Source organism: Promicromonospora soli (genome assembly GCF_014653785.1).
Classification (GTDB): domain Bacteria; phylum Actinomycetota; class Actinomycetes; order Actinomycetales; family Cellulomonadaceae; genus Promicromonospora; species Promicromonospora soli.
In genome coordinates this window covers 98,942-122,895 of sequence record NZ_BNAS01000004.1, presented here as the reverse complement: position 1 = coordinate 122,895, position 23,954 = coordinate 98,942, and the positions used below count along the sequence as shown (strand labels likewise).

The 23,954-nt window shown below is 71.2% G+C and carries 24 protein-coding genes; 20 read left to right on the top strand and 4 right to left on the bottom strand.

The annotated features are described in order from the left end of the window. The first annotated feature begins 75 nt into the window (after positions 1–75). The 3 genes from hflX (at position 76) to IE250_RS13670 (ending at position 4,823) form a co-directional block, all read left to right on the top strand. Positions 76–1,617, top strand: coding sequence for a GTPase HflX (gene hflX, locus IE250_RS13680; protein ID WP_189669849.1), 1,542 nt, complete (start codon positions 76–78; stop codon positions 1,615–1,617). 117 nt (positions 1,618–1,734) lie between these two features. Further along, complete coding sequence (locus tag IE250_RS13675; RefSeq protein WP_229872448.1) at positions 1,735–3,810, top strand: ATP-dependent DNA helicase; 2,076 nt, start codon at positions 1,735–1,737, stop codon at positions 3,808–3,810. Positions 3,811–3,833: 23 nt separating this feature from the next. Beyond that, on the top strand, positions 3,834–4,823 hold the full coding sequence (locus IE250_RS13670; protein WP_189669848.1) for an L-lactate dehydrogenase: 990 nt from the start codon (positions 3,834–3,836) through the stop codon (positions 4,821–4,823). A gap of 92 nt (positions 4,824–4,915) precedes the next feature. Here IE250_RS13670 and lexA read toward each other — a convergent pair whose 3' ends face one another. Then, positions 4,916–5,731: a transcriptional repressor LexA gene (gene lexA / locus IE250_RS13665; RefSeq protein ID WP_373301687.1), complete on the bottom strand. Its 816-nt coding sequence runs from the start codon at positions 5,729–5,731 to the stop codon at positions 4,916–4,918. 190 nt (positions 5,732–5,921) lie between these two features. Between lexA and IE250_RS13660 the strand changes: the two genes are divergently transcribed. From IE250_RS13660 to IE250_RS13605, 11 genes are all read left to right on the top strand, one after another. Then, positions 5,922–6,344, top strand: a complete 423-nt coding sequence (locus tag IE250_RS13660; protein WP_189669847.1) for a LysM peptidoglycan-binding domain-containing protein — start codon at positions 5,922–5,924, stop codon at positions 6,342–6,344. Between the two features lie 119 nt (positions 6,345–6,463). Next, entirely contained in the window at positions 6,464–6,946 is a 483-nt protein-coding gene (gene nrdR, locus IE250_RS13655) for a transcriptional regulator NrdR (RefSeq protein ID WP_189669846.1), read from the top strand. 112 nt (positions 6,947–7,058) lie between these two features. After that, complete coding sequence (locus tag IE250_RS13650; RefSeq protein WP_229872447.1) at positions 7,059–7,286, top strand: DUF5302 domain-containing protein; 228 nt, start codon at positions 7,059–7,061, stop codon at positions 7,284–7,286. A gap of 202 nt (positions 7,287–7,488) precedes the next feature. Then, a complete protein-coding gene (locus IE250_RS13645) occupies positions 7,489–8,364 on the top strand; it encodes an N-acyl homoserine lactonase family protein (RefSeq protein WP_189669844.1) in 876 nt (291 codons plus the stop codon). After that, positions 8,361–8,834, top strand: coding sequence for a MarR family winged helix-turn-helix transcriptional regulator (locus IE250_RS13640; RefSeq protein WP_189669843.1), 474 nt, complete (start codon positions 8,361–8,363; stop codon positions 8,832–8,834). Before IE250_RS13645 ends, IE250_RS13640 begins: the two co-directional genes overlap by 4 nt. Further along, positions 8,831–9,271, top strand: coding sequence for an SRPBCC family protein (locus IE250_RS13635; protein ID WP_229872446.1), 441 nt, complete (start codon positions 8,831–8,833; stop codon positions 9,269–9,271). The genes IE250_RS13640 and IE250_RS13635 overlap by 4 nt, the downstream gene beginning before the upstream one ends. Positions 9,272–9,444: 173 nt before the next feature. Then, positions 9,445–10,593, top strand: a complete 1,149-nt coding sequence (locus tag IE250_RS13630) for a hypothetical protein (protein WP_229872445.1) — start codon at positions 9,445–9,447, stop codon at positions 10,591–10,593. Positions 10,594–10,636: 43 nt separating this feature from the next. Then, positions 10,637–11,173: a TetR/AcrR family transcriptional regulator gene (locus IE250_RS13625; protein ID WP_189669841.1), complete on the top strand. Its 537-nt coding sequence runs from the start codon at positions 10,637–10,639 to the stop codon at positions 11,171–11,173. Then, entirely contained in the window at positions 11,170–11,577 is a 408-nt protein-coding gene (locus IE250_RS13620) for a DMT family transporter (RefSeq protein ID WP_189669840.1), read from the top strand. Before IE250_RS13625 ends, IE250_RS13620 begins: the two co-directional genes overlap by 4 nt. After that, positions 11,574–11,900 (top strand): DMT family transporter, encoded by a 327-nt coding sequence (locus IE250_RS13615; protein ID WP_189669839.1) that lies wholly within the window; start codon positions 11,574–11,576, stop codon positions 11,898–11,900. Before IE250_RS13620 ends, IE250_RS13615 begins: the two co-directional genes overlap by 4 nt. Positions 11,901–12,269: 369 nt before the next feature. Continuing rightward, a complete protein-coding gene (locus tag IE250_RS13605) occupies positions 12,270–13,310 on the top strand; it encodes a 1-aminocyclopropane-1-carboxylate deaminase (RefSeq protein ID WP_189669838.1) in 1,041 nt (346 codons plus the stop codon). 89 nt (positions 13,311–13,399) lie between these two features. On the opposite strand, the gene serA is transcribed toward IE250_RS13605, so the two are convergent. Then, positions 13,400–14,638 carry a phosphoglycerate dehydrogenase gene (serA, locus tag IE250_RS13600; protein ID WP_189669837.1) on the bottom strand — a complete coding sequence of 413 codons (1,239 nt, stop codon included), beginning with the start codon at positions 14,636–14,638 and terminating at the stop codon, positions 13,400–13,402. Between the two features lie 149 nt (positions 14,639–14,787). After that, complete coding sequence (locus IE250_RS13595; protein ID WP_189669836.1) at positions 14,788–17,058, bottom strand: HelD family protein; 2,271 nt, start codon at positions 17,056–17,058, stop codon at positions 14,788–14,790. Between the two features lie 121 nt (positions 17,059–17,179). On the opposite strand from IE250_RS13595, the gene IE250_RS13590 reads away from it, so the two are divergent. The 5 genes from IE250_RS13590 to IE250_RS13570 all read left to right on the top strand — a co-directional run bounded on the left by IE250_RS13590 (position 17,180) and on the right by IE250_RS13570 (position 22,271). Next, positions 17,180–18,562: a PP2C family protein-serine/threonine phosphatase gene (locus tag IE250_RS13590; RefSeq protein WP_229872444.1), complete on the top strand. Its 1,383-nt coding sequence runs from the start codon at positions 17,180–17,182 to the stop codon at positions 18,560–18,562. After that, positions 18,559–20,208, top strand: coding sequence for a sensor histidine kinase (locus IE250_RS13585; RefSeq protein WP_229872443.1), 1,650 nt, complete (start codon positions 18,559–18,561; stop codon positions 20,206–20,208). Before IE250_RS13590 ends, IE250_RS13585 begins: the two co-directional genes overlap by 4 nt. Before the next feature lie 106 nt (positions 20,209–20,314). Next, positions 20,315–20,734, top strand: coding sequence for a response regulator (locus IE250_RS13580; RefSeq protein ID WP_189670279.1), 420 nt, complete (start codon positions 20,315–20,317; stop codon positions 20,732–20,734). A 183-nt stretch (positions 20,735–20,917) separates the two neighbouring features. Further along, positions 20,918–21,847, top strand: coding sequence for a proteasome assembly chaperone family protein (locus IE250_RS13575; RefSeq protein ID WP_189669835.1), 930 nt, complete (start codon positions 20,918–20,920; stop codon positions 21,845–21,847). Between the two features lie 220 nt (positions 21,848–22,067). After that, positions 22,068–22,271, top strand: coding sequence for a cold-shock protein (locus tag IE250_RS13570; protein WP_020016705.1), 204 nt, complete (start codon positions 22,068–22,070; stop codon positions 22,269–22,271). 75 nt (positions 22,272–22,346) lie between these two features. Here the strand turns inward: IE250_RS13570 and IE250_RS13565 are convergent, their stop codons facing one another. Then, entirely contained in the window at positions 22,347–23,318 is a 972-nt protein-coding gene (locus IE250_RS13565; protein WP_229872442.1) for a spermidine synthase, read from the bottom strand. Between the two features lie 100 nt (positions 23,319–23,418). On the opposite strand from IE250_RS13565, the gene IE250_RS13560 reads away from it, so the two are divergent. After that, positions 23,419–23,886 (top strand): SAV_6107 family HEPN domain-containing protein, encoded by a 468-nt coding sequence (locus tag IE250_RS13560; RefSeq protein WP_229872441.1) that lies wholly within the window; start codon positions 23,419–23,421, stop codon positions 23,884–23,886. Positions 23,887–23,954 lie beyond the last annotated feature (68 nt).

Genomic DNA, 23,954 nt, shown 5'->3' with positions numbered 1-23,954 from the left:
GACATAGCCGTGGGACTTTCGGCCGTGGGATCCTTGTTGTGCTTACAAGACGAACCATCGAGAGTTAGGTAGTACATGACCCACACCCCGACAGAGCCCGAGCTCCCCGCAGAGGAGACGCCCGAACTCCGAGCCGCCCAGGCAGACGCCCAGGCGATCGCGAACGATGTCGTGGCACGGGTTCTCGCTCGGGCGGGGACCGCACGTGCCGACGGCGGCACGGTGCACACCGTGGCGGACGGCGACCAGCTGGAGCTCGAGGAGCGCACCGCGCTGCGCCGCGTGGCCGGCCTGTCGACCGAGCTCGAGGACGTCACCGAGGTCGAGTACCGTCAGCTGCGCCTGGAGAAGGTGGTGCTCGTCGGCCTGTTCACGGGTGGCGAGCACGCGGCCCGCGACGCGGAGATCTCGCTGCGCGAGCTCGCCGCGCTGGCCGAGACTGCCGGCTCCCAGGTGCTGGACGGCCTGCTGCAGCGCCGGCAGAAGCCCGACCCCGGCACGTACCTGGGCTCCGGCAAGGCCCTCGAGCTCGCGCAGGTGGTCCTGGCGTCGGGTGCCGACACCGTGATCGTCGACGGCGAGCTCGCCCCGTCCCAGCGCCGTTCGCTGGAGGACGTGGTGAAGGTCAAGGTCGTGGACCGTACGGCCCTGATCCTCGACATCTTCGCGCAGCACGCGAAGTCCCGTGAGGGCAAGGCCCAGGTCGAGCTCGCTCAGCTCGAATACCTCCTGCCGCGCCTGCGCGGCTGGGGTGACTCCATGTCCCGCCAGGCCGGTGGCCAGGTGGGCGGCGCGGGCGCCGGCATGGGCTCGCGTGGTCCCGGTGAGACCAAGATCGAGCTGGACCGACGCCGGATCCGTAACCGCATGGCCAAGCTGCGGCGCGAGATCGTCGCGATGAAGCCGGCGCGCGAGACCAAGCGGCTGAGCCGCAAGCGCAACGCGATCCCGGCGGTCGCGATCGCCGGCTACACCAACGCCGGCAAGTCGTCGCTGCTGAACGCGCTGACCGGCGCGGGCGTGCTCGTCGAGAACGCGCTGTTCGCGACGCTGGACCCGACGGTGCGGCGCACCAAGACCGAGGACGGCCGCATCTACACGCTGACGGACACTGTCGGGTTCGTGCGGCACCTGCCGCACCAGCTCGTCGAGGCGTTCCGGTCCACGCTGGAGGAGGTCGGCGACGCCGACATCCTGCTCCACGTGGTCGACGCGTCCCACCCGGACCCGGAGGGGCAGATCGCTGCGGTGCGCGAGGTGCTGTCCGATCTCCCTGGCTACGGGGACGTCCACGAGATCGTGGTGCTGAACAAGGCAGACATCGCCGACCCGACGGTCGTGGGCCGCATCCAGCGGCGAGAGCGGCACACCGCCGTCGTCTCGGCGCACTCCGGTGAGGGAATCGCCGAGCTGCGAGCCCGGATCGCTGCCGACCTGCCGCGCCCGGGTATCCAGATCGACCTCGTGGTCCCGTACGAGCGGGGCGACCTGGTGCACCGCGTGCACGAGCACGGCGACATCGAGCTGACCGAGCACGTCGCCGCGGGCACCCACCTGCGGGGTCGAGTGGACGAGCAGCTCGCGACCGAGCTGCGACAGGTGGCCGTCGGGTCCTGACCCGCGGTCGGCGCCCGCTGACGAGCGAAGAAGGGCCGGGGAGCTGTCGCTCCCCGGCCCTTCGTGCCTGTGGACGACGTGGGGTGGATGTCGGAGGTCGAGCCTAGGATCGAGCGTGTGACCAGCCTTCCCGACGCACCCACCACCAGTACCACCGCCGCGGCGATCCCCGACGTCGAGGAGCTCCTCGACCTTGCCGTCGAGGCGCTGGGCGGCGGGCGGCGGGACGGCCAGCACCGCATGGCCGTGGCGGTCGCCGACGCGATCGAGAAGGGCGAGCACCTGCTCGTCCAGGCCGGCACGGGCACGGGCAAGTCGCTCGGCTACCTGGTACCCGCCGTCCGGCACGCGGTAGCGGCCGGGAACAAGGTCATCATCTCGACGGCCACCCTCGCCCTGCAGCGCCAGGTCATCACACGCGACCTGCCGCTCGTCGCGAAGGCCGTCACGCCGCAGCTGCCGCGTGAGCCGCGCATCGCGCTGCTCAAGGGCTGGCACAACTACCTGTGCGTGCACAAGATCGGCGGCGGGTACCCAGCGGACGAGCCCGCGCTCTTCGACCTGCCCGGCGGCGAGGACCACCCGCGCGCGGAAGACGCCGGCGGTTCCGGCGGCGCTCGCGGCCGCCGCAAGGAAGAGGGAGCTTCGCTCGCCGACCACGTCCGTCGGCTGCACGAGTGGGCGGGCGAGACGGACACGGGGGACCGCGACGACCTGGTGCCGGGCGTGCCGGAGCGAGCGTGGCGCCAGGTGTCCGTGACGGCGATGGAGTGCCTGGGCGGCAAGTGCCCCATGCTCGCCGACTGCTTCCCGGACAAGGCCCGGACAGCTGCCCGTGACGCGGACGTGGTGGTCACCAACCACGCGATGCTCGGCATCGCGGCCACGGGCAGCCCGGGCGTGCTTCCGGAGCATGACGTCGTCGTGGTGGACGAGGCGCACGAGCTCACGGACCGCGTCACGTCGTCGGCCACCGTGGACCTGTCCATGGCGTCGGTGGAGAACGCCGCGCGGTTGGCCCGTCGGCACGCGGGCACCAACACCGACGCCCTCGACAAAGCGGCCCAGGACCTGGGGACGCTGCTGGTCACGGCGCCGGCCGAGCGGTTCCCGGACGGCCTGCCGGACAACCTGCGGACGGCGGTCGGCGCGGTGCGCGACGCAGCGCGCGAGGTGCTGAGCACGCTCAAGCCGGACGCCGGCGGCGCCAAGGGGCAGGCGGCCGGCCAGCCTGACTCGGGGCTGAAGATGGCGCAGGGCGCGATGCTGCAGCTGTTCGAGACGGCCGAGCGCATGGCGTCCCAGGACACGACCGCCGACGTCCTGTGGTGCTCCCGGCCGGACAACGGCTGGGGCGGCTTCGGCGACAACGTGACTCGGCTGCATGCGGCGCCGCTGCACGTGGCGGGCCTGATCCGCACCCATCTGCTGGGCGAGGCGACCGGCGTCTTCACGTCGGCCACGCTGGCGCTGGGCGGTACGTTCGACGCGGTTGCCGGCACGCTGGGCCTGAAGGGCGAGGACGCCCCGCCGTGGGAGGGCCTCGACGCCGGCAGCCCGTTCGACTACCCGCGCCAGGGCATCCTGTACATCGCGCGGCACCTGCCGGCCCCGGGCCGAGAACCCACCACGGAGGCGCAGCTCGACGAGATCGCGGAGCTGATCACCGCCGCCGGGGGCCGCACGCTCGGCCTGTTCTCGTCCCGGCGTGCGGCGAACGCGGCGGCGGAGGCCATGCGCGAGCGGCTGGACTTCCCGATCCTGGCGCAGGGTGACGACCAGCTGCCCACCCTCGTGCGCCAGTTCGCCGCGGACCCGGCCACGTGCCTGTTCGGCACCCTGTCCCTGTGGCAGGGCGTCGACGTGCCGGGGCCGTCTTGCCAGCTCGTGCTGATCGACCGCATCCCGTTCCCGCGCCCGGACGACCCGGTCAAGGCAGCGCGCGCCCGCGCCGTCGAGCAGGCGGGCGGCAACGGGTTCATGGCGGTGTCCGCGCAGCATGCGGCGCTGCTGCTCGCGCAGGGTGCCGGGCGCCTCGTGCGGAGCACGGACGACCGGGGCGTCGTGGCAGTCCTGGATCCCCGGCTCGCCACCGCGCGGTACGCGTCGTTCCTCACCCGATCGATGCCCGGGTTCTGGCCCACCAACGACCCGGCCCTGGTCCGCGCCGCGCTCGCCAGGCTCGACACCTAGTCCTGGCGCCATAGCCTGGGAGCATGGCAGCCCCCTCGGACGTCCAGACCGCGCAGTCCTCCGCCTCCCGCACCACCAAGCTGGCCGTGGTGGGCGCAGGAGCTGTGGGATCAACGCTCGCGTTCGCGGCGCTCACGCGTGGCTCCGCACGCACCATCGCCCTGCTGGACGTGAACAGGGCAAAGGTTGATGCCGAGGTGCTCGACCTGCAGCACGGGCTGATGTTCACGTCGCAGGCGCACGTGATCGGCTCGGACGACGTAGCGGTCTGCGAGGGGGCCGACGTCGTGGTGGTGACCGCGGGGGCGAAGCAGAAACCTGGCCAGAGCCGGACCGACCTCGCCGAGGCCACGATCGGGCTGATGCGCAAGATCCTGCCCGGCCTGGTCGACGCAGCGCCGGACGCGACTTACGTGATGGTGACCAACCCGGTCGACGTGGTGACCTACGCGGCACTCAAGATCTCGGGCCTGCCGCGCGAGCGGCTCTTCGGCAGCGGCACCGTGCTGGACTCCTCCAGGCTGCGCGTCGTGCTGGCCGAGCGCTGCGGGGTGGCGGTCGGGAACGTGCACGCGTATATCGCCGGGGAGCACGGCGACTCCGAGATAGCGCTGTGGAGCTCGGCCTCGATCGGCGGCGTCCCGCTGCTCGACTGGGAGCCGGTGGGCGGCGCCAAGCCGATCGACGCCGCGGTGCGCGCGGAGGTGCACCACGAGGTGGTCGACTCCGCCTACCGGATCATCGCGGGGAAGGGCGCCACCAACTACGCCGTCGGTCTGGCCGCGACCCGCATCATCGAGGCGGTCCTCCAGGACGAGCGCCGGATCATGCCAGTGTCCTCGCTGCTGGACGACTACTACGGCATCGGTGACGTGTGCCTGTCCGTGCCGTCTCTCGTTGACCGGCGCGGTGTGACGGACAACGTGCGCGTCCCGATGTCCGACGACGAGCTGGCCGGACTGCGCGCCTCCGCGGCGAGTGTGCAGGCGGTCCAGAGGCGCTTCGGCTTCTGAGCTAGCGTCCGGGGTCTCGACTGGCTCGACCATCGCTGGTCGAGCCCGTCGAGACCTAAACGCGCACCGGCGGTCGAGCCTGTCGAGACCTGTCAGAGGCTGCGCAGCACTGCGACCACGCGGCCCAGGATCTGCGCCTGGTCGCCCGGGATCGGCTCGTAGGCCGGGTTCTGCGGCAGCAGCAGCACGTGCCCGTCGGCCTGCTTGAACGTCTTGACGGTGGCCTCGCCGTCGATCATGGCGGCGACGATCTCGCCCTGCTCGGCCACGTTCTGGCGCCGCACCACCACCCAGTCGCCGTCGCAGATCGCTGCGTCGACCATCGAGTCACCGGCGACCCTGAGGAGGAACAGCTCGCCGTCGCCGACGAGCTGGCGTGGGAGCGGGAAGACGTCCTCGATGACCTGCTCGGCCAGGATCGGGCCGCCGGCCGCGATCCGGCCGACGAGCGGCACGTACGACGGCGCCGGGGTGCCGGCGTCGTCGGGCACCGAGCCACCCCAGTGGACCTGGCCGCTGCGCCGCGGCTCCGGCCAGTGGATCTCGCCGCGCGTCGGCTTGTCGACCTGGTCGGCCATGGGCTCCACGAGCTCCATCGCGCGCGGCCGGTTCGGGTCGCGGCGCAGGAAGCCCTTCTTCTCGAGCATCTGGAGCTGGTGCTTGACGCTCGACGGGCTGGCCAGCCCGACGGCCTCGCCGATCTCACGCATCGACGGCGGGTAGCCCCGCGTCTCGAACGACTGCCGGATCGTGTCCAGCACGAGGCGCTGCCGCTCGGTGAGGCGGTCTGCCGGCGAGATCGCGTGCACGTCGGCGACCGCCCCGTCGCCCGGCGCGTCCAGCGTGGCGACGCCCGAGAGTGCCGCGTCGACGGCTCTCGTTTCGCTGGTCCCGTCCCGTCCCGTCATGCCCGTGCCCCTCCCGTTCCGACAAATGTTCTCCTCTGCGATACCCACTCTAGATCACAAACGCGCGCGGCTCAAACGAATGTTCGAGCGTGTCTCGACATGGGCGAGTGTCCCGTGCTACACAATGGTACGGGCGTTCGACGAACGCATGTATGACGGACAACCGTTCGAGACTCTCCGAGGAGGGGCCATGGGGGACGTGATCCCGCTGCGGCAGTACACCCCGACGTACGGGCGGATCCACGCGCCGGCGTCCGGACCGGTCGCCGTCCGGGCGTACGTACCGCCGGAGGCGCGCACGTTCGCCGACCGGCTCGGTCTGGCCGGCCTGCGGCTCACGCGCCGCGGCCGTGTCGTGCTGGTGCTGCTGGCGATGCTCTTCATCGCGCCGATGGTGACATGGGGAGCGACGGCCGTCGCCAGCTCGCCGGGCGAGCCGACCGAGGTGCGGGTGCACGCGGTGCAGCCGGGGGAGACGCTCTGGGGCTTCGCCCAGCAGGTGGCAGGGCCGGGCGAGGACGTGCGGGACGCCGTCGGGCGGCTGCAGGAGCTGAACGAGATGTCGTCGGGCACTCTGCGTGTCGGTGAGCTGCTTCTGCTCCCCAAGGAGTGATAAGAGGCCACAATTCGCCGTCGAATGTTGCGGCGATGTTGCATGGGGGTGGTTTGCCCGCTTACGGTCGGGACGCGACCGGAGGCCTCCGGTCGGTGGTCGACCACGCAGGAGTAAGCATGCACTGCCCGTTCTGTCGCCACGCCGACTCGCGCGTGGTGGACTCGCGGACTGCCGACGACGGCCTGTCGATCCGGCGCCGACGGCAGTGCCCGAACTGCAACCGGCGGTTCACGACCGTCGAGACGGCGAGCCTCTCCGTGGTCAAGCGGTCGGGCGCCACCGAACCCTTCAGCCGCGACAAGGTCGCGGCGGGCGTACGCAAGGCCTGCCAGGGCCGGCCCGTGAGCGAGGACGACCTCGCGATCCTGGCCCAGCGCGTCGAGGAGACCCTGCGGAGCAACGGCAGCGCGGAGATCGACGCCTACGAGGTGGGCCTCGCGATCCTCGGCCCGCTGCGCGAGCTGGACGAGGTGGCCTACCTCCGGTTCGCGAGCGTCTACCAGTCTTTCGACTCCCTCGAGGACTTCGAGAGCGCCATCACCTCGCTGCGCGCCGAGCGCGCCGAGCGAGCGGCGGAGCGAGCCGCCGCACAGGCATAGACTCGGCGCCGGAGGAGTCCAAAAGCGTTGGCACCCCAGCGCGCCGTGGTGCAGGCTGGGGCGGACGACGGACCCGATCGAGGGACCCCCGAAACAGGAGGAGGTGATCGGTGTGACGGACAAGAAGCCCAATGCCGAGGAGTCGCAGGCTCAGAGCGCGGAGGAGCCCAAGGCCCCGACCGCGCCGACCAAGGACGCGAAGGCGCGCTTCAAGGAAGCGCTGGACCGCAAGAATGCGGCTCGGAGCCGGACCGCCGCGGGCGATGTGAACACGGGCGCGGTGCATGGTTCGGAGACGACCGGCCCCGTGCAGAAGATGTTCCGCCGCAAGTCCGGCTGATCCTCGGTAATTGAGGCCGTCGACCTGGTTAAAGACCAGGTCGGCGGCCTTTGTCGTGCCTCATGCGGCACCGAGAGAAGCAGGTCGGACCCGAGAGAAGCCGGTCGGGCCCGAGAGTGTGGCTGCACCCGGGGCTGGCCTCCCCAATTAGATGCCGTCTAATGTGATTACACATCATCTAATTGAGTAGCTGGCCTTGTCCATGACGACAGACCCGATCGCGCGTGTCGCGGTGATCAGTACCGGTTCGGTGGTCATCCGGCCGGAGCACGTCGGCCCGACCCGGAAGAACACCTACGTGTGGCTGTTCACCTCGACACGATGGACCGCGCCGCGGCCGATCAACGTCTACGTGATCGAGCACCGCGACGGCTTGGTGCTGTTCGACACCGGTCAGGACCGCGCATCGGTGACCGACCCCGGCTACTTTCCCGGCGGTCTCAACGGACTGATCTACTCCCGCTTGGCAAAGTTCGAGATCGGCCCCACCGAGACACTTGAGGCAGGGCTGTCCGGCTTGGGCTACGACGTCGACGACGTCGACATGGCCGTGATCTCGCACCTGCACCAGGACCACATCGGTGGGCTTCCGGTGCTGGGCGATGCCGAGATTCTCATCAGCGACCAGGAGTGGGACAGCCTGGGCGGACCGCTGCCCGAGGCTCGGGGGCTGCTGCGCTCCCACATCGACCTGCACGGACTGCGCTGGAACCGCGTCACTCCGGAGCCGCTGGGAGACCCGGGACTGGCACCGTTCACCCACGGGCACGACCTGTTCGGGGACGGCAGCCTGGTGCTGCTGCCCACGCCGGGGCACACGCCCGGGTCGCTGTCCATGCTGATCCGGCGGCCGGGCAAGGCGCCGCTCCTGCTCGTAGGCGACCTGACCTACGACGCTCGATTGCTGGCCGAGGGGAAGCTGCCTGGCGCCGGCGACAAGCGTCAGATGCGCGCCACGGTGAGCGAGGTCAACGCGCTGCGCGAAGCTCTGCCCGGTCTGGTGGTGCTGGCTGCGCACGATCCCAGGGCGGCCGGTCTCCTCGCGGAGGCGCTGGCGGAGACGACGGAGCTGCGATGAGGCCCGCCGAGGAGCTCCGGTACCTGATCCTGGCCATCCAGCGAGAGGGCAACCGGCTGCTCGCCGCGGAGCTGCGCCCGCTGGGCGTGACGCCGTCGCAGGCCGAGGTGGTGCGCGTCCTGGCCGACCATCAGCCTCTGACTCTGGCCGGGCTGGGCGAGCTGCTGGTCTGCGAGACGGGCGGCAGCCCGAGCCGGCTCGTCGACCGGCTCGTCACCATGGGGCTGGTCGACCGCGGTGAGGGCGCGCAGGATCGCCGGCGCGTCACCCTGGCTCTGACCGACGAGGGCGAGCGGCTGGCGACCAGGATCGGGGAGGCCGAGGAGCGGCTGTACACGACGATCGACGACCTCACGACCGGTACGCCGGTGGCGGAGGCCCTGACGCTCCTGCGGGCATTCGCCGGCGCCTTTCCGGCAGGACAGGCCGTCGTCCGCAGGGGCGGCGCACAGGCGGAGGTCACAGCATGACCCCGACCGGCACCGCCACGCTTCTGATCGATGCTCCGCGGGAGAGGGTGCGCGAGGTCCTGCTCGACCCGTTGTCCCTGCCCGTGTGGAACTCGGCCTTCCTCAGCCTGACCGGACCGGCCGCGGCGACCCTCGCAGCGGAATATCGGGTCACCGTCCGGCCGGGCCTGAAGGGCACGTTCGCCTACGAGGCCATGGACCCCGGCTTGGTCCGGATGGTCTGGCAGGTGCCCGGCTTCGCCGAGACCGGCGACTGGCAGCTCAGCGCGGAGGGCGAACGCACGCTCGTGCGGCACGACTTCACGCACTCCGGTCCGCTCGCCGCCATGCTGCGCCAGGCCTATCAGGGCGTCGCGGGGATCCGGCTCGGCCGGCTCCAAGAGGTGTTGCGCGGGCGCCGCGGACGTCCGCCGTTCCTGCCCGACCCGCCGCCCTGAGGAGTTCATCGGGGAAACTGATCGCGGCCCTCCTTCCCGCGTCGAACCATGCGCAGGGCGATGCCTGCGCAGCAGGAGCGCCAGGTGGGGGACACTGAGCCGTGCCGCTCACCGCATCGCCTGGCGTGATACGCCTGACAGAACGCTGGTTCGTCCGCCGAGGTGCACCCTCGATGATCAACGGGTACGGCTTCGTCACGCATGTTCTACCTCGGATGCTGCCCTCGCTGGCGTTCGTGACCGTGGCCAGCCTCGCCTGGCTCGTACCCCTGAAGTCAGCGGGTTCGGGACGCTGGGTCCTGCTCGGCGTGGTGATCGTCGTGACGCTCGCCGTGCGGGCCGCGATCGCCGCGGTCGTTCGGCGGATGCCGCGTTTCTCGCAAGCGACCGGCGTCGCCGTGGTCGCCGCCTATTCTGCGATGCCGGTCGCCGTGCCGCTGCTGCAGCTTGCCGTCGACGGGGCGGTCACGCCGCCCGGAGGCCGCGTGGTGGGATTCTTGGGTTTCGTCATCTTCTTCGCCGGTGCCTTCGCCGCTACCCAGCTGGCGACGACGTATGGTCTCGGCGCTCTGCTGGGCCAGGCGATCCGGCACACGGTCTACGACCTGCGCAACAGCGTGCGCCTGCTGGGCCGGGCGCTGCCCGCGCTCCTGTTCGTCACGCTCTTCCTGTTCTTCACCGGCGAGCTGTGGCAGGCGATGAACCGGCTCAGCTGGTGGCGGCTCGCGCTGGTCGTCGGGCTGTTCGCCGCGGTCACGATGTTCGCCACGGCCACGCGGCTGCGCGACGAGATCGGCCGGGTGGAGCAAGATCTCCGTCCGCCACGGCTGGCAGAGGCGTGCGTGGGCACACCTCTGGCCAGGGTGCCGATCGACGACGTGGCGCCCGACGGCCCGCTGCGCGCGGTGCCGCTGGACGGGCGTCAGAACCGGAATCTGTTGCTGATCCTCGCCACCCGGCAGCTCGTGCAGGCGACGGTGGTCGGCGCAGGGCTGTTCACGTTCTTCATCATCCTGGGCACGCTCGTGGTCACGCCCGAGACGGCCGAACAATGGATCGGCTCCGAGCCCGCCTACCTGGCCGCCGTACCGGGCATGCCTGTAGCGCTCCTTGGCAACGCCACGCTCTTCGCCGGCTTCGGCAGCATGTACTTCGCGGTCACCTCGATGAGCGACACCGACCACCGCCGGCAGTTCTTCGCCCCGATCCTCGACGAGGTCGAACGGCTGCTCGCGGTGCGCGCGGTCTACCTGGCGCTGCGTGACCACGCTCGGCCGGCGGCGCAGTCCGAGTCATCCAATGATGTCGAGGTCGGCGCGTAGGCCTCCTTGCAAACTTTAACGTACGTACGGTATAGATTGGATCATGAGATCAAGTTCCCGCACTCAGATCCTGGACGCGGCCATGCGCGTGGTCGACACCGTGGGCGGCGCCGACATCACCTACGAGTCCGTCGCCCGGGAAGCCGGCCTGACCAAGGCCGGACTGATGTACCACTTCCCCTCGAAGGACGCGCTGATGATCGGCGTCATCGAGCACGTCATCGCCCGCTGGCAGACCGAGCTGGGTGACGCCCTCGGTGTCCCGCTGGAGGAGTCGACCCTGGCCCAGCGGGTGCAGGCCTTCGTGGCGTTCGCCGGGGAGGGCGGGGTGACTCAGGGTGAGTTCGTGGTCTTCGCCGAGGCGGTCCGGCGGCCCCAGCTATCTGCCCCGTGGCTGGACTACCTGCGCACCTGGTTCGGCTTCGGCGCGGACGCCGACACCGCACCGCTGCTGCTGGCATGGCTGGCCGCGAACGGCCTGTGGATCGCGGAGTCGACCGGCATCCTGACCGTCACGCCGGCGCAGCGTCAGGCAGTGCTGGGCCGCCTGGCCGGCCTGATCGAAGAGGCGGCCGCATGACGAAGTGGCTCATCCTCGCCGGTGCGATCGTGCTGGAGGTCACCGCGACGCTCGCTCTGCGCGCCGCGATCGAGAACCCGTGGTGGTCGGCCCTGACGGTCATCGGGTACGCCGGTGCGTTCGTGGCCCTGTCGCTCCTGCTCCGGCTCGGCGCCCCGATCGGCGTCGTCTACGGAATCTGGGCCGCCGCGGGCGTGGCCCTGACCGCGGTCATTGCCTCCGTCGTCTTCGGCGAGCCGTTCACCCTCACCATCGGCATCGGGATCGCGCTGGTGATCGCTGGCGTCATCCTCGTCGAGACCGGGCACGGCACCCCCGCCGTCAAACCCTCCGAGTCGCTCGCCAATCCCGCCGAATCCACTGAACGGGCCGAAGCGGCCAACGTAGTCGAGGAGATCCGATGACCTGGCTCATCCTGACCGGCGCCATCCTCACCGAGGTCGCCGCGACCCTGTCCCTGCGGGCGTCGGAAGGCTTGCGCAAGAAGCGGTGGATCGCCCCGGTCGCCGTCTTCTACGTCACCGCGTTCTCGCTCCTCACTCTGGCCCTCGCGCACGGGATGCCGGTCGGCATCGCCTACGGGATCTGGGCCGCCAGCGGAGTGGCACTGACCGCGGTCGGTGCGCGTGTCTTCTTCCAGGAGCGCCTGACCTGGCGCATGACTGCCGGGATCGTCCTGATAGCGATCGGAGTCTTCGTGATCGAGCTCGGCTCCCAGGCCCACTGACAGCTGACCCCGGCAGGCCCGGGCTGGACGGTGCTCCAGCCCGGGCGCAACGTGAGCAGTTTGTAACGGGCCGCTACGACCGGTCTTGCCTGTCCACTAATCGTGTCCTGCGCCGTGGCGGACTTGCGCAGGGCTCGGAACTGGTACGCAATGTATTGCATGCCCATCCCGGAGAGCGTGCCGCTCGATCGTCGCCTTCTGCGTGACGATGTCTCTACGGCCGCCTCCGTTCTCTTCGCTGGGCGGCCGCGCGTCGTTCGCCCGGCACGACAAGCTGATCCGGTTGTGTGCCGCCGGAGACGCGGACGAGGCGGCGGCGGTCGCCTTCGATACCTGGCACACCCTGCCTTCCGACGAGGAGCAGTAACCATGGCCCTGTCCGACTTTCCACGCCATCAGCTGACCTTCGGGCCGAGCCCGGTCCATCCGTTGCCGCGACTGACCGCCCACCTCGGGGGTGCGTCGGTCTGGGCCAAGCGGGAGGACTGCAACGCGGGCCTCGCCTACGGCGGCAACAAGACCCGCAAGCTGGAGTACCTCGTGCCCGACGCGCTCGCGCAAGGCGCGGACACCCTGGTATCGATCGGCGGGTACCAGTCGAACCACACGCGCCAGGTCGCCGCGGTGGCCGCATCGCTGGGCCTCAAGGCGGTGCTGGTGCAGGAGAACTGGGTCGACTGGCCCGACTCCGTCGCCGACCGTGTCGGCAACATCATGCTGAGCCGGATCATGGGCGCCGAGGTCCGGCTCGACCCGGCCGGCTTCGGCATCGGGTTCAAGGACTCCTGGAACCGCGCGATCGACGAGGTGAAGGCACGGGGCGGCACGCCCTACGCGATCCCTGCGGGCGCTTCCGACCACCGGCTCGGCGGCCTCGGGTTCGCGCGCTGGGCGTACGAGGTAGAGCAGCAGGAGCGCGAGCTCGGCGTCTTCTTCGACACCGTCGTCGTGTGCGCGGTCACCGGCTCGACCCACGCGGGCATGATCGCCGGATTCGCAGCGCTAGAAGAGGCGGGCGGCCGTCCACGCCGGGTGATCGGGATCGACGCCAGCGCGAAGCTCGACGAGACGCGCGACCAGGTGGCCCGGATCGCGCGCGCCACGGCCGAGCTGATCGGCGTCGGGCGGCCGCTGCGCGACGACGAGATCACCGTCCTGCCCGGGTGGGCCGGGGACAAGTACGGGATCCCGGTGGAGTCGACGCTCGACGCGATCCGGCTCACTGGCCAGCTTGAGGGCGTCATCATCGACCCCGTCTACGAGGGCAAGTCGATGGCCGGCCTGATCGACCTCGTCACCAGCGGAGAGATCCCCGCGAGCTCCACGGTTCTGTACGCCCACCTGGGCGGCCAGCCCGCGCTGAACGCCTACAGCAGCCTCTTCACGCACACCCGTCCGCTCACCCTCTGACGACGGTCACCCTTGTTGTGGGCGTGATTTCTGCGATCAAACGCCCGTTTTAGGCGCAACGATCGCGCCCACAACAAGAAGGGCGGGGATCAGCGGGCGGCGGGGCCCGGGGGGAACTCGGGGCGCTCGAAGGCGTCGCGGATGCGCAGGCGGATCGTCGTGTCCAGGGCCTGGAGCTTCTTGGACGCGCCGCGCTCGGTCACATCCGAGATGTCGGTGACCACGTAGCCGATGTCGCCACGCGTGGCGAGCATCTGGCCCTCGATGTTGGCGCCGTGGTCGGCGAAGATCTGGTTCACGGTGGCCAGGACGCCAGGCACGTTGCGGTGCAGCAGCTTGATGCGGCCCACACCCGTGTGCTCGAGCTGGAGGTTCGGCAGGTTCACGCTGAGCATCGTCGAGCCGGTGGACACGTAGTCGCTGAGCTTCTTGGCCACGAACTGGCCGATCGACTCCTGCGCCTCCTCGGTGGACCCGCCCACGTGCGGCGTGAGGATCACGTTGGGCAGGCCGCGCAGCACCGACTCGAAGGCGTCGCCGCGCTTCTTGGGCTCTTCAGGGAAGACGTCCACCGCGGCGCCCGAAAGGTGCCCCGACTGGATGTGCTCGGCCAGCGAGTCGACGTCGACCACGAAGCCGCGGCACAGGTTGAGGAAGATCGCGTCCTGCTTCATGCGGGCGAACTGCTTGGCGCCGAACAGGCCGGCGTTGCCCGAGCGTCCATCCACGTGCAGCGTCACGATGTCGGCGGTCTCGAGGAGCTCGTCGAGGGTCTCGGCGCGGCGCGCGTTGCCGAGCGACAGCTTCTCCGCGGTGTCGAAGAAGATCACGGACATGCCGAGGTTCTCGGCGAGCACGGACAGCTGCGAGCCGATGTTGCCGTAGCCGACGATGCCGAGGGTGCGGCCGCGCACCTCGTGCGAGCCCTCCGCGGACTTGTCCCACACGCCGGAGTGCAGGGCGCGGTCGCGCTCCGTCATGCGGCGCGTGAGCGAGATGATCTCCGCGATCGCCAGCTCCACCACGGACCGGGTGTTGGAGAACGGCGCGTTGAACACGGCCACGCCGCGGTGGGCGGCGGCGGTCAGGTTGATCTGGTTGGTGCCGATGCTGAAGGCGCCCACGCCGACGAGGTCGGTCGCCTGGGACAGCACCCGCGCCGTCACCTCGGTCTTGGACCGGATGCCCAGGAGCTGGACGCCGTCGAGCGCGGCGATCAGCTCGTCCTCGTCGAGGGCACCCTTGCGGTAGTCGACCTCGTACCCGGCCGATTCCAGGATCGGGACGGAAGTGGGGTGGACGTTCTCGAGGAGAAGGGCTCTCTGCACGGACCCATGGTGCGCCACGTAACCCGGAAGCAACAAACGGATGGGGCCCACGTCCCGCCTGCTGGGACACCCCCTTTGTTGTGGGCGCGACCGTTGCGCCTGGAACGGGCGCGTAGACGCAACGGTCGCGCCCACAACAAGGCGGGTGGTCAGAAGCCTTCGGGCAGGTCACGCGTGTGCAGCACGACGAGGCGCTGCGTGGGGCGGGTCATCGCGACGTACAGGTCGCTCGTCCCGCCGGGACCCTCGGCGATCGTCGCCGGCTCCACCAGCACCACCGCGTCGAACTCCAGGCCCTTGGTCTGGCGCGGTGCGAGCACGGTCACCTGCGCGTCCTCCGGGCGCTGCGCCGAGAGGCGGGCGGCCTCCTCAGCTCCGACGGCGGAGGCCAGCGCCCCGCCGATCGCCTCGGCCAGCCGCGGCACGCTGCCCGACGGCGCGACGACGGCCACGCGGCCGGCGTCGGGCCCCACGAGCTCCTTGACGAGGCCGAGGGCCTCGGCGACCACCGCGCCGTCCTCGGGCAGGGTGTCCTGCCCCGGCGCGGTGCGGACGACGGTGAGGGAGCCCTCGACGTCGCGCGCGGCACGCAGGTCCGAGACGGGCAGCCCGGCTGCCCGCGCCACCTGCTGGGCCGTGTCGGCGACGGTGGACGGCGTGCGGTAGGAGACGGTGAGCTCGGCCAGCCGCCAACCGTCGCGCAGCAGCGGGGTGAGCATGCGGTCCCAGTTGCGCGCGCCCGCGGCGGACGACGTCTGGGCGACGTCGCCGACGATGGTCATCGACCGGGTCGGTACCCGGCGCACCAGTGCCCGCCAGGCCATCGGGGAGAGCTCCTGCGCCTCGTCGACCACCACGTGCCCGTAGGTCCACGCACGGTCGCCGGCGGCGCGCTCCGCCGTCGTCAGGGACGGGCCGCCCGCGGCGAAGCGGGAGGCGAGCGTCTCGGCGTCGACCAAGCCGCCGCCCGCGCCCGTCGAGGAGAGGACGCTGCGCGCGTACTCGACCTCGCGGGCCTGCTCGGCCTCCCGGTTGCGGGCCTCGGCCAGCGCCACGGAGTCGTCCTCGCCGAGCAGCTCGTACGCCTCGTCGAGGATGGGCACGTCGGACTCCGTCCACGGCGCACCCTTCTCCCGGAACAGGAGGCGCCGCTCGCGCGCGGTCAGCTCCGGCGCGGCCTCGGCCAGCCGGTGCGGCTTGGTGTACAGGTCCGCGACGAGCCGCTCGGGCGTGATCGGCAGCCACGCGAGGTTGAGCGCCACGCGGACGTCGCGGTCCGAGCGCAGGTCCTCGAAGACTGCCGAGCGGTCCTCGCCCGACAGCGGTGCGCCCGTGAAGTCGCGGTACTGGTCGGTCAGGCGGTCGAGCATGTCGCGCACGAACGCCCCGCGCGCCAGGTTGTGCGGCTTGTGGGTGCGGCGGGCGCGGGCGATCGCGTCGCTCACGTCGCGGGGGCGGATGACGAAGTCGTGCCCGTCGACCCGCACCGGGATCTCCTGCTCGGGCACGCGCTCCCGCGCGCGCACGGCCCGGCGCACCACCTTGCGCCACAGGAGCAGACCCTTGAGCCGGGCCACCTGTCCCTCGTCGACCGCCGTCGCCCGGATGCCGGGGATGAGGTCGCCGACCGTCGTCGACACGACGCCGGTCTCGCCGAGCGACGGGAGCACCTGGTCGATGTACCGCAGGAACGCGCTGGACGGGCCCACGACCAGCACGCCGGAGCGCTCCAGCAGGCGCCGGTGGGCATACAGGAGGTAGGCGGCGCGGTGCAGCGCCACCGCCGTCTTGCCGGTGCCCGGACCGCCCTGGACCACGAGGGCTCCCGACAGGTCGGAGCGGATGATGCGGTCCTGCTCCGCCTGGATGGTCGCGACGATGTCGGACATCCGGCCGGTGCGGCCCTGGGCCATCGCCGCCAGCAGCGCGCCCTCACCGGACAGTGCGTCGGCGTCGATCTCCGTGTCGAGGTCCAGGACCTCGTCCTCCAGGCCGGTGACGGAGCGGCCCTTGGTCACCAGGTGGCGCCGCCGCTGGACATCGCCCGGGTGCAGCGCCGTGGCCCGGTAGAACGCCTCGGCGGCCGGGGCGCGCCAGTCGGTCAGCATCGAGCGGTGCTCGGCGTCCGTCAGGCCGATGCGCCCGACGTACCGGGTCACGGTGCCGTCGGCAGACCCGTCCGAGAGGTCGAGGCGGCCGAAGACCAGCCGGTCCTCGACGGCGTCGAGCTGCGCGGCCCGGTCCTCGTACAGGGTGGCGAACGCGTCGCGCTCGCTGCGGTTCTGGTGCGTGCCCGAGGCGCCCGCCAGGCGGACGTCCCGCAGGCGGCCCGCAGTCGTGCCGCGCAGGGTGTCCAAGCGGGTGTACATGGTGTCGACGACTGCTTGCTCGTGGGCGAGCTCGCCCGCGATTCCCGTCACGCCCTACCTCCGTGTTCACCAGCGAAAAAACTCCGGTCGCAAAACAACCGGCCGACCATTATCGCGCACCAGAGGGCCTGTCCGCTGACACGGCGTCATCTCGCTGGATAGGATCGCCGCCATGGCACTGGGCGGGGCAGGAACTGCGGGGCCCGGAAGCGGGCCCGGATCCGGGGCGCGCCCGCCCTGGATCAGCGGCCCGATCTCGGTGCTTCTGGTCGAGGACGACGACGCCGACGCGTTCCTCGTGGGCGAGCTGCTCGCCGACGCAGACGTGGAGGCCGACCTCCGGGCCGACCTGCACCGGGCCCGGTCTGTCGACGAGGCCCTCGGAGTGCTGTCGATGGTGGCGGTGGACTGCCTCCTGCTCGACCTGGGCCTGCCCGACGCCGAGGGCCTGTGCGCCCTGCGCCGCGTCATCGACGGTATCGAGGTCCTGCCGGTGCAGCCCGCCGTCGTCGTGCTGACCGGGAACACCTCGCACGACCTGGGCACCGCCGCCGTCGCCAACGGGGCCGACGACTACCTGGTCAAGGGCGAGGTGGACGGCGACACGCTGGCCCGCTGCCTGCGGTACGCGACGCTGCGGCGGCGGTCGGCCGCCCAGCAGATCGCGCTGTACCGCAGCGAGGTGCGCGCGGCCGAGACCACGCGGCTGGAGCGCGCGCTGCTGCCCAAGGAGCTGGTCACCGACGAGCGGGTCTCCGTGATGGTGGGTTACCTGCCCGGCGGGAACGGCCTGCTCGGCGGCGACTTCTTCGACACGGTGGAGCGTCCGGACGGCACCCTCGTCACCGTCATCGGGGACGTCGCAGGGCACGGCCCGGACGAGGCCGCCCTGGGCGCCGCCATGCGGACGGCGTGGCGCACGCTCGTGCTCGCGGACACCCCCGCCGACGACGTCCTGCCGCTCCTGGAGCGCGTGCTCCTGGCCGAGCGGGGCCGGCCCGAGGTGTTCGTCACGATCTGCCAGGCGGTGATCTCGCCGGACCGCGCGCACATGGACGTCTACCTCGCCGGGCACCTGCCCCCGCTGCTCGTGGTATCCGAGGTCTCGAAGGAGTCGGCGGCGCTGGTCACCCACCACTGCGAGGAACTGTCCTCCGCGCTCCGCGGGCGTGCCCTGGGCATCCCGGTGGACGGGAGCTGGACCGCACACCGCGTCCGGCTGCCGGAGGTGTGGACCGCCGTGCTCTACACGGACGGGCTCGTGGAGGCGGCGGTCGGCGCCGACCCGAACGGCACGCCCATCCTCCCGCCCAGCGCGCACGGTCGCATGCCCCGCCTCGGCGCGCACGGCCTGCGCAGCGTCGTCGAGCACGAGATGGACAAGGGCACCGACGAGGTGGTGACCCGGGTGCTGCGCCGGGTGCGAGAGCTGCACGGCGGCCCCCTGGTCGACGACGCCGCATTGCTCTTCGTCGGCTGGGCCGGCGCGGGCGCCACCGGCCCGGCGGAACGGACCTCGACCCTGGCCGACTCGGTGGAGTGGTCGCGGGCATGACCCTGGTGCCCGACGAGCACCGGTTCACCGGTGTGTCCATGCGTCGCCGCCTCGCGCGGCTCCTCGGCGCGGTTGGGGCCATGCTGGTGATCGCGCTCGCGGTGGCGGTGCTCGCCCTGGTCCAGTCCCGCAGCCTGCACACTCAGGCCGACGGCCCGTACTACCGGGCGCTGGTCGACGGCGAGCGGGCTGTCCTGGCGCTCGGTGACGCCGAGGCGTCGCTGCGCGCGTACCGGGCGACCTGCGACGACGCAGCGCTCGAGCCCTGGACCCGGGCCATCGGGTCGAGCGGGAGCATCACGCTGCTGTCCGACGTCGAACGGCGCGAGCTCGCGTCGGACGCCGAGGTGACACTGGCCTCCGAGGAAGCGATGGAGCGCACCGAGGCCTGGTTGGCCGAGTACGCCGAACCCGTGGTGGCGGCGGTGGGGGCGGCGCCGTCCGGCCAGGTCGCCTGCCGGACGGAGCTGCTCCGCACCGCCCCCTCCTCAGCCGAGGGCGCAGCCCTGTTCGAGAGCGCGCACACCGCCGTCGTGCACTACCTGGCGGAGCTGAGCGCGCAGCGTGACGAGATAGTGGGCACCCTGGAGGTCTGGGAGCAGGTGCTGCTGGGCGCGGTGGCGACGCTCGTGCTGGTCGTCGTGCTGATGGGCACGATGATGTGGCTAGCCCTGGAGGGCTGGGTGATCCGGCCGCTCACGGAGCTGACCGCCGAAGTCCGGGTGGTGAGCAGCGGTGTGCTCGGGCGGGAGATCCGGCCCGCTGGCTCGGGCGAGGTGGCCCTGCTCGCCATGCACGTGGAGACGATGCGCCGCGAGCTGGTGCACCAGGTGGAGGAGATCCGGCTGTCGCACCAGGAGGTCGAGAACGCGCACGACCTGCTCAGCGACAAGACGCGCGAGCTCGAGCGGTCCAACCGCGACCTGGAGCAGTTCGCCTACGTGGCGTCGCACGACCTGCAGGAGCCGCTGCGCAAGGTCGCGAGCTTCACCCAGCTCCTGCAGAAGCGGTACGGCGGGTCGCTCGACGAGCGCGCCGACCAGTACATCGAGTTCGCCGTGGACGGCGCCAAGCGCATGCAGCGGCTCATCCAGGACCTGCTGAGCTTCTCCCGGGTGGGCCGCACCGGCGTGCCGCGCGAGGACGTCGAGCTGGAGGGCGTGCTGGCGTCGGCGCTCTCCGAGCTGTCCGAGCGGATCGAGGAGACCGGCGCCCAGATCGTGCACGACCCGATGCCCGGGGTGCACGGCGAGCGCGCGCTGCTGCAGCAGCTGTTCGTGAACCTGGTCGGCAACTCGCTGAAGTTCCGCGACCCCGACCGGGTGCCGGCCATCCGGATCGAGGTGCGGAGCATGCGCGCGCACTGGGAGATCTCAGTGGTGGACAACGGAATCGGTATCGACGCGCAGTACGCCGAGCGGGTGTTCGTCATCTTCCAGCGGCTGCACCCGCGCGAGCAGTACGCGGGCACCGGCATCGGCCTCTCGCTGGTGAAACGCATCGTGGAGTACCACAAGGGCCGCATCTGGATCGAGCCGGCGGCCGGCGGCGGCACCATCGTGAGGTTCACCCTGGCCCGGCGCCAGGGGCAGCCCAGCGGGGGACGCCTTTCGACCGAACGCGCGCAGTCGACTACGCTCGGATGAGACGGCCTGACCAGGGCCGACGGCGGGTCGCGACGACGGAGCCCGTTGCTGCTGACTCCATGGGACAGGTGCGGGCCGGGTGGTCAACTTGAGCGGTCAGAAGGTGATGGAGATCCTCCTGGTGGAGGACGATCCGGGCGACGTCCTGATGACACGGGAAGCGTTCGAGGACCACCGTGTCCCGAACAACGTGTCGGTGGTCGGTGACGGCGTGAGCGCGCTCGAGTTCCTGCGCAAGCAGGGGCAGTACGCGAAGGCGCCGACGCCGGACCTGGTGCTGCTCGACCTCAACCTGCCGAAGATGGACGGCATGGAGGTGCTCGCCGTGGCGAAGGGCGACCCCATGCTGCGGCACATCCCGGTGGTGGTGCTCACCACGTCGGATGCCCAGGAGGACGTGGTCGGCTCGTACTCGCTGCACGCGAACGCGTACGTGACCAAGCCGGTGGACTTCGACCGGTTCATCGAGGTGGTGCGGCAGATCGACGACTTCTTCGTGTCCGTGGTGCGCCTGCCCGGGCGGTGATCCGGACCGTCCGTGGCCTGCCCGTTCTGCTTGCGAAAGTGCCGGTCTGCGCGGCAGCGGTAAAGTGCGCGCGACGCTGAGGGCGTAACGGGAAGACACCCGGCCGTCGCGGCGTTGCACCTGAGCAGATAACTCAGCAGTGCTGGGTGATCGGGAACCACTCCGACGAGCGAGGGAGCGCACGTGCTTGACCCCCAGGGCATCTACGACGTCGACGAAGCAGCGGTCGAACGCACGCTGGGTCGCAGCGTGCCCGGAAGTGCCGATGGCCCCGTGCTGATGCACGCCGTCCGCGGGTTCGTGGACGCGGGCAGTGCGGGCGACATCGCCGTCGAGCACCTGGTCGACGAGTTTCGCGTGGAGCGGCTGGTGACGTTCGACGTCGACCAGCTGCTCGACTACCGCTCCAAACGAGCGACCATGACGTTCGACTCCGATCGCTGGGCGGACTACCAGGCGCCCTACCTTGCGATCGACCACCTGACCGACGCCGAGGGCACCGGCTTCCTGCTGCTGCACGGCTCCGAGCCGGACCTGCAATGGGAACGCGTGGTGGCCGGTGTGATCCAGCTTGTCGAACGGTTCGGCGTGAGCCTCGTCGTCGGCATCCAGGGCATCCCGATGGGGCTGCCCCACACTCGCCCGCTGTCGCTGACGGCGCACGCGACGCGGCCCGGACTCGTCGACGACTACACGTCGTGGTTCGGCAGCGTGAAGGTGCCGGGCTCCCTGGCCGCTCTCCTCGAGTACCGGCTGGGCGAGGCAGGCCATGACGCGCTCGGCTTCACCGTCCACGTGCCGCACTACCTGGCGCAGTCGCAGTACCCGCCGGCCACGGTGGTGGCGCTGAAGCACACGGAGCGGGCCACGGGTCTCGACCTGGCGATCCCCGCCCTGGAGGAGGCCGCCACCGACGCGAAGATCGAGGTGGAGAAGCAGGTGGCGGAGTCGGCAGAGATCGCCGCCGTCGTGAAGGCGCTGGAGGAGCAGTACGACGCGTTCGCGCGCTCCGTGGGGCGGCCGAGCCTGCTCGCGGACACCACGCCGATCCCCAGCGCGGACGAGCTCGGGGCGGAGTTCGAGCGGTTCCTCGCTCAGCAGAACGGCGACTGATAGCGACTGAGGTCCACATCTCCAGCCCGGTGTGTCATATCTGCGGCAGAAATGTGCGTGTTCCGTGGCGCATCTGAGTGGTCCATGCCACACTGGCGCTCGTTGCAGTGACGTACCAAGGCCACGTCCGCCGTGTCGTGAGCAAGCGGGGAAAGCATTGCGGCACGGGGGCGGGCAACGGGCCCGCCGCCGGATCCCGGACGGAAGGTCGAAGGACAGCATGGCGCAGGGTTCTGTGAAGTGGTTCAACGCGGAAAAGGGCTACGGGTTCATCGCCCAGGACGGCGGCGGTGCCGACGTCTTCGTGCACTACTCCGCGATCCAGTCCAACGGGTACCGGTCTCTCGAGGAGGCCCAGCGGGTCGAGTTCGAGATCACGCAGGGCCCGAAGGGTCCGCAGGCGGAAGCAGTAGTCCCGCTCTGACGTACACGTGAGAAGGGCCGCCTTCCCTCGGGAAGGCGGCCTTTCTCGTGCCCCCGCACACCTGGCGCCACAGTTCTACTTCGGCGTGGCGGCCGGGGTCTCCAGCGGCGCCGCCGTGCCGGCGAACGCGGCGACGTCGCCGCCCGCCATGAGCGTGGCGGGTACGGCGAGAGTCCGCAGGGCGCGTCCCAGGCGGGCTTCGCGCAGGTCCGGCTGCCCGAGGGCCGGGTCGGGCCGTACGGCGCCCTGTGCGGCGTCCTGAGGGCCTTTCCGCGGGAGCTGCGGCGGGTCCTCGGGCAGCTCGCGCACGGCCGCGAGCACCAGGTTGCCGTATCGGCGCCCCTTGAGGATCGCCGGCTCGGCGACGGCGGCGAGCCGGCCCTCCGCCGCGGCGTCGGGCCCGAAGGCCTCGGCGAGGCTGGCGACCTCGCGCCGTGCCGTGGTCAGCGGCGGCTTGTCGGCGCAGTTCACCAGAAGGATGCCGCCGGGGCGGAGCGCGCGGCGGGCTTCGGCGGCGAACCCCGTGCCCACGAGGTGCGCGGGGGTGCGGTCGCCCGCGAAGACGTCCCGGACGACCACGTCGTAGGACTCGTCCCGCGCCGAGGCGAGGGCGCGGCCCGCGTCGTCGGCGCGCAGGCGCAGCAGGGGCGATCGCGGGAGCGCGAACCACTCGCGGACGAGCTCCAGGAGGCGGGCGTCGAGATCGACGCCGAGCTGGCGGGAGCCGGGCCGCTCGTGCTCCACGTGCCGGGCGAAGGCGCTGCCGGCCGCGCCGAGGTGCAGCACACGCAGTGGTCCGGGCGGCAGGAGGGCCACGAAGGCGGCCATCTGCTGCATGTACTCGAAGTCGAGGAAACCGGGGTCGGCGAGGTCCAGGCTGGAGCTCGGCACGCCGTTGACGTGCAGCGTCACTCGCTGAGGGAAGTCCGGGTCGCGAATAACCTCGGCAAAGCCGGTGCTGATCGGCACGGGCCCGACGGGTAGCTCGGCGGGGAGTGTCAGTGGTGCGGAGGAGGATGGGCGGCGTCGGGCGGAGCGGCGGGCCATGAGGACAGTGTCCCTCGGACCGTGGAGCCGCTTGACAGGATAGAACGTATGTTCGATAGTGTCGCACAAGGGGTTCGATCGGAGGTTCGAGATGGGCACCATGCAGTCTCAGAGCGGCCGGGACGTGGTCTCGGCACGCATGCTCGTGCCGCACGCTGTTCCGCCGGGCGTCAGCGCGCTGCTGCGCAAGGCGGACGCGGAGCTGGCGGAGGCGGCGCGTTCGGCCGATCCGGGCGACCGGTTCGTGCACGCGCACCTTGCGGCGATCCGTTCGGCTGCCGCGGTGGTGGCGCTGCGCGGGCGTCCGTCGGCGCGCTCTGGCGCGCGGACCGTGTGGGACATGCTCGCGCACGCCGAGCCCGAGCTCGCGGCCTGGTCGGGCTACTTCGCGTCGGGCGCACCCCTGCGGGCGGCGGTGGACGCCGGTCGCCCGGAGCAGGTGGAGCCCGCGCGGGCGGACGAGCTGCTGGCGTGCGCCGAGGACTTCCGGGACGAGGTGGCGATGCTCGTGGACCCGAACGCAGGGTTCTCCGCGCAGCGCCTGACCCTGGTGCCCGAGGCCTCGTGACCTGGCGCCCGCGCGGCCAGAGGGTGATCTGTCCCAGCCGTGCGACTCCCACAGCACTGAGCAACAGC